At 78.3% G+C, this 645-nt stretch carries 1 protein-coding gene; it reads right to left on the bottom strand.

The window, feature by feature from the left end; genetic code table 11:
- Nucleotides 1-22 precede the first annotated feature (22 nt).
- The coding region (locus G3I42_RS00910; RefSeq protein WP_164281945.1) for an NAD-dependent epimerase/dehydratase family protein at nucleotides 23-645 on the bottom strand (623 nt) is incomplete at its 5' end.

The following is a 645-nucleotide window of genomic DNA, read 5'->3' as shown; positions in this document are numbered from 1 at the left end:
TCCCGCCGCCGCCCGCGCCGCCTCAGCCCCCGGCCGCCGCGCCCGTCGGCTCGCGCATCGGTTCCCTGGCGAACTCCGCGATGCCCTCGGCGAAGGGGACTTCGGCGCGCCAGCCCAGCTCGCGCGTCAGGCGCGCGGAGTCGGCGGTGATGTGCCGTACGTCGCCGAGGCGGTACTCGCCCGTGACGAGCGGCGCGGGTCCCCCGCAGGCGGTGGCGAGGGTACGGGCCATGGCGAGCAGGGTGCGCGGGGTGCCGCTGCCGGTGTTGTACGCGGTGAGGGTGCCCGGGGGCGTGGCGGACCCGGTGAGCGCTTCGAGCGCGCGGACGTTGGCCGCCGCGATGTCCCGTACGTGCACGAAGTCCCGCCGCTGCGCCCCGTCCTCGAAGACGCGGGGCGCCTCGCCGCGGGCGAGCGCGGAGCGGAAGAAGGAGGCGACGCCCGCGTACGGGGTGTCGCGGGGCATCCCGGGGCCGTAGACGTTGTGGTAGCGCAGGGCGACGGCGCTGCCGCCCGTGGCGCGGGCCCAGGCGGCGGTGAGGTGTTCCTGCGCGAGCTTCGTCGCCGCGTAGACGTTGCGGGGGTCGGCGGGCGCGTCCTCGGGCACGAGGCCGGGCGCGAGCGCCGCGCCGCACGCGGGGCAGC

The sequence above is a fragment of the Streptomyces sp. SID11385 genome (assembly GCF_010548245.1).
In the GTDB taxonomy this organism is placed as follows: domain Bacteria; phylum Actinomycetota; class Actinomycetes; order Streptomycetales; family Streptomycetaceae; genus Streptomyces.
The sequence above is the reverse complement of the archived record's forward strand: the minus strand, read 5'-3'. Positions and strand labels throughout refer to the sequence as shown.